The sequence below is a fragment of the Streptomyces sp. DvalAA-14 genome (genome assembly GCF_900091855.1).
Classification (GTDB): Bacteria; Actinomycetota; Actinomycetes; order Streptomycetales; family Streptomycetaceae; genus Actinacidiphila.
Genome location: NZ_FMCH01000195.1, coordinates 1 through 7,790, shown reverse-complemented (window position 1 = coordinate 7,790; position 7,790 = coordinate 1). Strand labels below are relative to the sequence as shown.

Genomic DNA, 7,790 nt, shown 5'->3' with positions numbered 1-7,790 from the left:
GGAGGAGCTGAACGCGCCGCCGCCGTCCCACCCCGAGCACCGCGAGCACACGGCCTGGGGAACGGCCGGCGGCTGGACCACGCCGGGGCCGGGCCGGGGGACGCCGCGCTCCGAGGAACTGCCGCTCGACCTGGAGGACTGGCCGCCGTACGAGACCGGCGCCCTGGGCACGACGGCCGCGGAGTCGGCACGCCAGCTGCACGCGGCCGGCCGGACGATCCCGCGGCCCCGGCAGGAGTACGTGGACGCCTTCGACGGGGCCTTCGACGGTCCACCGGGCGGACGCCTGCCGGGCGGGCCGCGCAGGCCCGCCGAGGCGCTGCTGGCGGCGGAGCCCCGGCCGGCGGCGGCCGGTGGCACGGACAGGGGCACGGACAGGGGGCAGACCGGCGGCAAGGGCGCCGGGAAGGACGGCGGCCGGAACGGCGGCAAAACCGGCGGCAAGGGCGGCGGCAAGAGCCTCGGCAAGGGCCGCACCCTCAGCGGCATCGCAGCCGCCGCGGTTGTCACCGTGCTGGCCGTGGTGGTCGGCGGACAGCTCATCGGGGGTGAGAAGGACCACACCGGGACGGGCGGGGCCGGCGGCAAGGGCAGCGGCGGGCAGTCCGCGCCCGACGACGCGCCCGCCACCCCGACGGGAGCCGCGAGCCCCTCCCCGGACGCCTCGGTGACGGCCGCGCCCGCCGACTACGACCAGCTCATGGCCCGGCAGTATCCGCTCGATCCCCAGCTCGCGCTGTCCGGCGCCTTCACCACCGTGCCCGGCACGCAGGCGGCGCCGGGCAAGGGGCGGGTCATGCGGTTCCGGGTCGACGTGGAGAAGGGACTGCCGCTGGACGCCGGGCTGTTCGCCCAGACCGTGTTCAAAACGCTGAACGATCCGCGGAGTTGGGGGCACGGCGGCACGATGACCTTCGAGCGGGTCTCAACCGGCCCCGCCGACATCGTCGTTACCCTCGCCAGCCCCGGCACCACCGCCAAGTGGTGTGAGAAATCCGGTCTGGACACCACGGTTGACAATGTGTCGTGTGACGCGGCGTCCACCCCGCGCACGATGATCAACGCGTACCGGTGGGCGGAGGGCGCGGCCACCTTCGGCCCGCAGCGCATGCACGAGTACCGCCAGATGCTCATCAACCACGAGGTCGGGCACCGGCTCGGGCACTCCCATGTCGGCTGTCCGAAGGAGGGCGCGCTCGCGCCGGTCATGATGCAGCAGACCAAGTTCCTGTCCCTCGACGGCGGACCGACCTGCAAGCCGAACCCCTGGCCCTTCCCGTAGGACGCCCCAGGCCCCCAGGGCGCCCCAGGACGCCTTTGCCCCGGGGCGGGGCGCCCGTCATCCAGGCTCTTTCCCCATAAGGGGACCTTGGAGTTCATCCTTACAGCGCTTTGACATCCGGGGCTGCTTCGCTGCACGCTTGCCCCATGCCGTCCCGTCACGCACGTCCCACCCTGCACGCCTGCATCGAGAGCATCGAGTTGGCGTTGATCGGCGTTGCCGCGCACAGCGTCGCCGACGTGCACTGTCGCTGACCGCGTCCTCCCCGCCCCGATCGGGGAACTCCCCCTCGTCCCGGCCGCGTCGGCGCGGCACCCGGCCGCGTGGAGCTGCTGCCCGCCTCCGCTCCGGGCGCGCTCCGGCGAGTCCGTCCTCCCTTGGCTGCGCACCCGCTGCACGCATCCGTCGCGCGCATCGGTCGCGCGCACCCGTTTCCGCGCCCCTCGCGGTGCCCGACGCGACGCCCGTCGTCGTGCCCGTCGTGGTGCCGTTCACCCCGTCTGAAAGGTCGATCATGCGTCCTGTGCCCCTGACATCCCGCCGGATAGGCGTGATAGCCGTCGGCTTGGCCCTTGCCGGAGGGGCCGTCGCCTGCGGCCCGAAGAGCGGCGACGCGAAGGCGAGCGACGGCAAACCGGCGAAGGGCGGCACCCTCTACGTGCTCAACAACCAGCCGCAGGAGGACTTCGACCCGGCCCGCCTGTACACCTCCGGCGGCGGCAACATCCCCTCGCTGGTCTACCGCACCCTCACCACCCGCAACCGGGCGGCCGGCGCGGCCGGCTCCAAGGTCGTCCCGGACCTGGCCACCGACACCGGCGAGCCCAGCCAGGACGCGACCGTGTGGACGTACCACCTCAAGGACGGGCTGAAGTACCAGGACGGCACGCCCATCACCACCGCCGACATCAAGTACGACATCGAGCGGTCGTTCGCTCCCGAGCTGTCCGGCGGCGCGCCCTACCTGCGGGACTGGCTGGTCGGCGCGGCCGACTACCAGGGGCCGTACAAGGACCCCAAGGGCCTGGCGTCGGTCGTGACGCCCGACCCGAAGACCATCGTCTTCCATCTGAACAAGCCCGAGGGCGAGTTCCCGCTGCTGGCCACCCAGACCTCCTTCGCGCCCGTGCCCAAGGCCGAGGACACCGGCACCAAGTACGCCGACCACCCGGTGTCGTCCGGCCCGTACGAGGTGGCCAGCAACGAGAACAACGGCGAGCACCTCGTGCTCAAGCGCAACCCGCAGTGGTCCGCCGCCACCGACGACCAGCGCAAGGCGTACCCGGACACCATCGACGTGCGCTCCGGGCTCGACCAGGCCGTCATCAACCAGCGGCTCGCCGCCGGCGTCGGCAACGACGCGGACGCGGTGACCACCGACACCAACCTCGGCCCGGCCGAACTCGCCAGGATCAGCGGCGACAAGAACCTGGCCGGCCGGGTCGGCACCGGCCACTTCGGCTACACCGACTACATCGCCTTCGACCCGAAGGTGAAGCCGTTCGACAACATCAAGGTCCGCGAGGCCATCGCCTACGCCGTCAACCGCACCACGGTGATCAACGCGCAGGGCGGCTCCTCGCTCAACGACCCGGCCACCACCTTCCTGCCCGCGCAGGCGTCCTTCGGCTACACGCCCTACGACCCCTTCCCGGCGGGCGCCACCGGCGACCCGGCCAAGGCCAAGCAGCTGCTGGCGCAGGCGGGTTACCCCAACGGGCTGACCGTCACCCTCACCCACGACACCAACAAGGGCGGCGAGCAGGGCCCCGAGGTCGCCACCGCCGTCCAGGAGGCGCTGAAGCTCGCCGGGATCACCGTCAAGCTCGACGGCGAGGAGCACAACGCGTACAGCGACAAGGTCCGCACCACCAGCACCGAGCCGGGCTTCTTCCTGGCCGGCTGGGGCGCCGACTGGCCGTCCGGCGGCCCCTTCCTCGGCCCGATCTTCGACGGCCGGCAGATCGTCAAGGACGGCGCCAACTTCAACAACGCCCAGCTGAACGACCCTTCGGTCAACAGCGAGATCGACGCCATCAACAAGATCACCGACCTGAAGGCCGCCGCCGTCCGCTGGGGCGCCCTGGACAAGAGGATCGGTGCGCAGGCATTGACCGTGCCGCTCTACCACCCGGTCTACAAGCGGCTGTTCGGCAAGAACATCAAGAACGTCGTGATCAGCGACTGGACCGGTGTGCTGGACGTCTCGCAGGTCGCGGTGAAGTGACCCCGTGACCGTCGACGTCATCACGGCCATCGAGGGCGGGGCGGACCGACCGGCGTCCGCCCCCGCCCTCGGGGCCCGGCAGATCTGGCGGCGGCTGCGCGCCCAGCGCGCGGCCCTGGCCGGGGGCGCCGTCATCGTCCTGCTCGTCCTGGTCGCCCTGACCGCGCCCCTGCTGACCGGCCTGGAGGGCCAGGACACCACCAGTTACCACGCCGAACTGCTCAACTCCGCGGCCGGCGCGGTGCCGCGCGGCACCTTCGGCGGGATCAGCGCCGACCACTGGCTCGGCGTCGAACCCAACACCGGCCGCGACCTGTTCGCCCGGCTCGTCTACGGCGCGCAGGTCTCGCTGTTCGTCGCGATCGGCGCCACCGCGCTGCAAGTGGTGATCGGCACCGTCCTCGGGCTCGCCGCCGGACTCGGCAACCGGCTCGTCGACGGGCTGCTGAGCCGGATCACCGATGTCTTCGTCACCATGCCCGCGCTGATCTTCGCCATCGCGCTGATCGCGGTGGTGCCGGACGGCTTCCCGCGCCCCCTGCTGCTGATGCTGGTGCTCGGGCTGCTGGCCTGGGGCAGCATCGCCAAGATCGTGCGCGCGCAGGTACTGGCCCAGAAATCACTCGACTACGTGGCGGCGTCCCGGCTGGCCGGCTCCAGCCCGTGGCGGACCGCCCGCCGGGAACTGCTGCCCGCGCTGGTGGCGCCGGTACTGACGTACGCGGCCATTCTGCTGCCCGGCAACATCGTCTCCGAGGCGGGCCTGTCCTTCCTCGGCATCGGCGTGATGCCGCCCACCTCCTCCTGGGGCCAGCTGCTGTCCAGCGCCACCACCTGGTACCAGGCCGACCCGGCCTATGTGGTGCTGCCCGCCGCGCTGCTGTTCGTCGTGGTGCTGGCCTTCACCGTCTTCGCGGAGGGCATCCGCACCGCGCTGGACCCGCGGGCCGCCAGCCGGCTGCGGATCGGCACCGGCCGGGGCCGTCGCGACGACGAGGAGGCCGGCTCGTGACGCGCTTCCTCGCCAGGAGGTTCTTCCAGGCCCTCATGGTCCTGCTGGTACTGGCCGCGGTGCTCTACGCGGTCTTCTACCTCGCCCCGGGCGACGCGGCGCGACTGGCCTGCGGGCCCAAGTGCTCCGTCGCCCAAGTCGAACAGATCCGCGACCGGATGGGCCTGAACGACCCGGTGTACGTCCAGTTCTGGCACTTCCTGGCGGGCATCGTCGCCGGACACGACTACAGCACCGGCACGGCCGCGGTCCACTGCCCCGCGCCCTGCCTCGGGCAGTCCTACCGCACCGGCGACCTCGTCAGCCACGTCGTCGCGGTGAAGCTGCCCGCCACCGCCTCCCTCGCCCTCGGGGCGATGGCTCTCTGGCTGGTCATCGGGGTCGGCACCGGCGTCGTCTCGGCGCTGCGGCGCGGCACCCTGACGGAGCGGCTGCTGACCGGATTCACCCTGGTCGGCACGGCGGTGCCGGTGTTCATCACCGGCATCCTGCTGCTGCTCGTCTTCTGCTCCTGGCTGCAGTGGCTGCCCTTCCCGACGTATGTGCCGCTCACCCAGGACCCCCAGCAGTGGGCGTGGAATCTGCTGCTGCCCTGGCTCGCGCTGGCGCTGGTCGAGGCGGCCAAGTACGCCCGGCTGACCCGCAGTTCGATGCTGGAGACACTGGCCGAGGACCACATCAGGACCTTCCGGGCCTACGGCGTCGGCGAGGGGGCCATCGTCCGCCGCCACGCGCTGCGGGCCGCGCTGACCCCGGTGATCGCGCTGTCCGCGCTGGACCTGGGCACGATGTTCGGGGGCGCGCTGCTCACCGAGACGCTCTTCGGCATCCCGGGGCTCGGGCAGCAGCTCGTGCAGTCGGTGCAGTCGAAGGACCTGCCGGTGGTGGTCGGCATCGTGCTGGTGATGGGGCTCGCCGTGGTGGCGGCCAACGCGATCGCGGACGTGCTGTACGCCGTGTCGGACCGGAGGGTGGTGCTCGCATGAGTGAGGTGACCGACGCGGCGTCGGGAACCGGGGCGGCCCCGACCCCGGCCGCTCCCGTGATTCCGAACGCGGCCTCTGCCGCGATCCCGGCCCCGGCTTCGGCGCCGGTACCGGGCCCGGTTTCGACCCCGCCGCCGGGCTCGGCCGACGCCCTGGTCGACGTGGCCGATCTGCGAATCGAGTTCCCCACCGGGGGCGGGGTGGTGCGGGCCGTCGACGGCCTCGGCTTCACGCTGGCCGCGGGCGGCGCGCTCGGCCTGGTCGGCGAGTCCGGCTCCGGCAAGAGCGCGACGGCCTATGCGCTGCTGGGACTGCACCGCGGTACCGGGGCGCGGGTCTCCGGCACGATCCGGGTGGCCGGCACCGACGTTCGGACCGCCTCCGAGGCCGAGTTGCGGCGGCTGCGGGGCGGGGTGGCCGCGATGGTCTTCCAGGACCCGCTGTCCTCGCTCGACCCGTACTACGCGATCGGCGACCAGATCGCCGAGGTCTACCGCGTCCACCACCGTGCCTCCCGGTCCGCGGCCCGGGCCCGCGCGGTCGAGGTGCTGGACCGGGTCGGCATCCCCGACGCCCGGCGCCGCTCCCGCTCCCGGCCGCACGAGTTCAGCGGCGGCATGCGTCAACGGGCGCTGATCGCGATGGCGTTGGCCTGCGAGCCGCGCCTGCTGATCGCCGACGAGCCGACCACGGCGCTCGACGTCACCGTCCAGGCGCAGATCCTCGACCTCCTGCACGAGCTGCGCGCCGAGACCGGCATGGGCCTGCTGCTGGTCACCCACGACCTCGGGGTCGTGGCGGGCAGCGTGGACGACGTGCTGGTGCTGCGCGGCGGCGCCGCGGTGGAGCGGGGGGAGGTGGCGGAGGTGCTCGGCGGGCCCCGGGATCCGTACACACGGGCGCTGCTCAGCGCGGTGCCGCGCGTTCGCCCGCTGCCCGGGGCGCCGTCCGCCGCCGGTCCGGCGCCCGCCGGTCAACCGTCCGCCGATCCGCCGTCCGCACCGTCGCCGGAAGGGCACGACGAGGCCGCACCGCGGCGGCCGGACCGGGACGTGCTGCTCGAAGCCGTTGGGCTGCGGCGGGAGTTCGGGCGGGGGCGAAATCTGGTGGCCGCGGTTGACGGGGTGTCGCTCACCGTACGGGCCGGGGAGACGCTCGGGATCGTCGGGGAGAGCGGGAGCGGCAAGACGACGCTCGGCCGGATGCTGGTACGGCTGCTGGACCCCACCGCGGGTGCGATCAGGTACCGGGGGCGGGAGATCGGCACGCTGGGGGAGAAGGCGCTGCGCCCGCTCCGGCGGGAGCTGCAGATGGTCTTCCAGGACCCGGTGGCGTCGCTGAATCCGCGCCGGAGCATCGGGGAGTCGATCGCCGACCCGCTGCGGGCGGCCGGCGAGCTGACGGACCAGGAGGTGGTGGCGCGGGTGGGCGGACTGCTGGAGCGGGTCGGCCTGGACCCGGACTGGTACCACCGCTATCCGCACGAGTTCAGCGGCGGACAGCGGCAACGGGTCGGCATCGCACGGGCGTTGGCCCCCGAGCCGCAGCTGATCGTCTGCGACGAGGCGGTGTCCGCGCTGGACGTGACGACGCAGGCGCAAGTGGTGGACCTGCTGGCCGGGTTGCAGCGGGACCTCGGGCTGGCGCTGGTGTTCGTGGCGCACGACCTCGCCGTGGTGCGGCAGGTGAGCGACCGGGTCGCGGTGATGCGGGCCGGGCGGATCGTGGAGAGCGGGACCGTGCGCGAGGTGTACGACGCACCCCAGGACCCGTACACGAAGGGGCTGCTCGCCTCGGTGCCGGTGCTGGATCCGGCGGAGTCGGCGGCGCGCCGGGCGGACCGCAAAGCGCTGCGGAGCGTGATGTCGACCACACCATAGGTCACGTCAACGCGTGTCCGTGGGAGAAGTTACGTGTCTTCACCCCTTTTGGTGGTGCGGCGGACAACCGTCCGCCGCGCCACCGTCCGAGCGGCATAACGTCTTCGCGCCGGGCCGTCGCGCCCGCCGCGCAGCTCCACGACCGCGGCTCCCGCCCGTACCGGCAGCACATCCCAGTGCGCCGGCACGGCGAAAGGAGGCCGACACGTGCGGATCGCGTTGCTCACCGAGGGTGGCTACCCGTATGCGCGAGGTGAGGGGGTCGCGTGGTGCGACCGGCTCGTGCGCGGGCTCGGGCACCACGACTTCGACGTCTACGCGCTGAGCCGGTCCTCGCGGACCGAGGCGGCCGGCCGGGCGCCGTCGCCGCCGCAGGTACGGCGGGTGCGGACCGAACGCCTCT

7 protein-coding genes are annotated in these 7,790 nt (G+C 72.9%); all 7 read left to right on the top strand.

Annotated features, from left to right (window positions below; genetic code table 11):
- A partial coding sequence (locus GA0115240_RS09645; RefSeq protein WP_346267933.1) for a DUF3152 domain-containing protein occupies positions 1–1,282 on the top strand: 1,282 nt, incomplete at its 5' end.
- A gap of 146 nt (positions 1,283–1,428) precedes the next feature.
- Positions 1,429–1,536, top strand: coding sequence for an Ms4533A family Cys-rich leader peptide (locus tag GA0115240_RS39170; protein ID WP_346267932.1), 108 nt, complete (start codon positions 1,429–1,431; stop codon positions 1,534–1,536).
- 260 nt (positions 1,537–1,796) lie between these two features.
- A complete protein-coding gene (locus GA0115240_RS09640; RefSeq protein WP_093736242.1) occupies positions 1,797–3,509 on the top strand; it encodes an ABC transporter substrate-binding protein in 1,713 nt (570 codons plus the stop codon).
- 4 nt (positions 3,510–3,513) lie between these two features.
- The gene (locus GA0115240_RS09635; protein ID WP_093736241.1) at positions 3,514–4,521 is read left to right on the top strand and encodes an ABC transporter permease; all 1,008 of its coding nucleotides are present in this window, start codon (positions 3,514–3,516) and stop codon (positions 4,519–4,521) included.
- Positions 4,518–5,507, top strand: coding sequence for an ABC transporter permease (locus GA0115240_RS09630; protein ID WP_093736240.1), 990 nt, complete (start codon positions 4,518–4,520; stop codon positions 5,505–5,507). The genes GA0115240_RS09635 and GA0115240_RS09630 overlap by 4 nt, the downstream gene beginning before the upstream one ends.
- Before the next feature lie 161 nt (positions 5,508–5,668).
- Positions 5,669–7,387 (top strand): dipeptide ABC transporter ATP-binding protein, encoded by a 1,719-nt coding sequence (locus GA0115240_RS09625; protein ID WP_370673305.1) that lies wholly within the window; start codon positions 5,669–5,671, stop codon positions 7,385–7,387.
- Between the two features lie 207 nt (positions 7,388–7,594).
- On the top strand, positions 7,595–7,790 hold a 196-nt coding region (locus tag GA0115240_RS09620), incomplete at its 3' end, for a DUF3492 domain-containing protein (protein ID WP_141708794.1).

Bases quoted from the DNA above. Each gene is read 5' to 3' on its own strand.
- GA0115240_RS39170 (WP_346267932.1), top strand. From the start codon at position 1,429: ATGCCGTCCCGTCACGCACGTCCCACCCTGCACGCCTGCATCGAGAGC.
- GA0115240_RS09640 (WP_093736242.1), top strand. From the start codon at position 1,797: ATGCGTCCTGTGCCCCTGACATCCCGCCGGATAGGCGTGATAGCCGTC.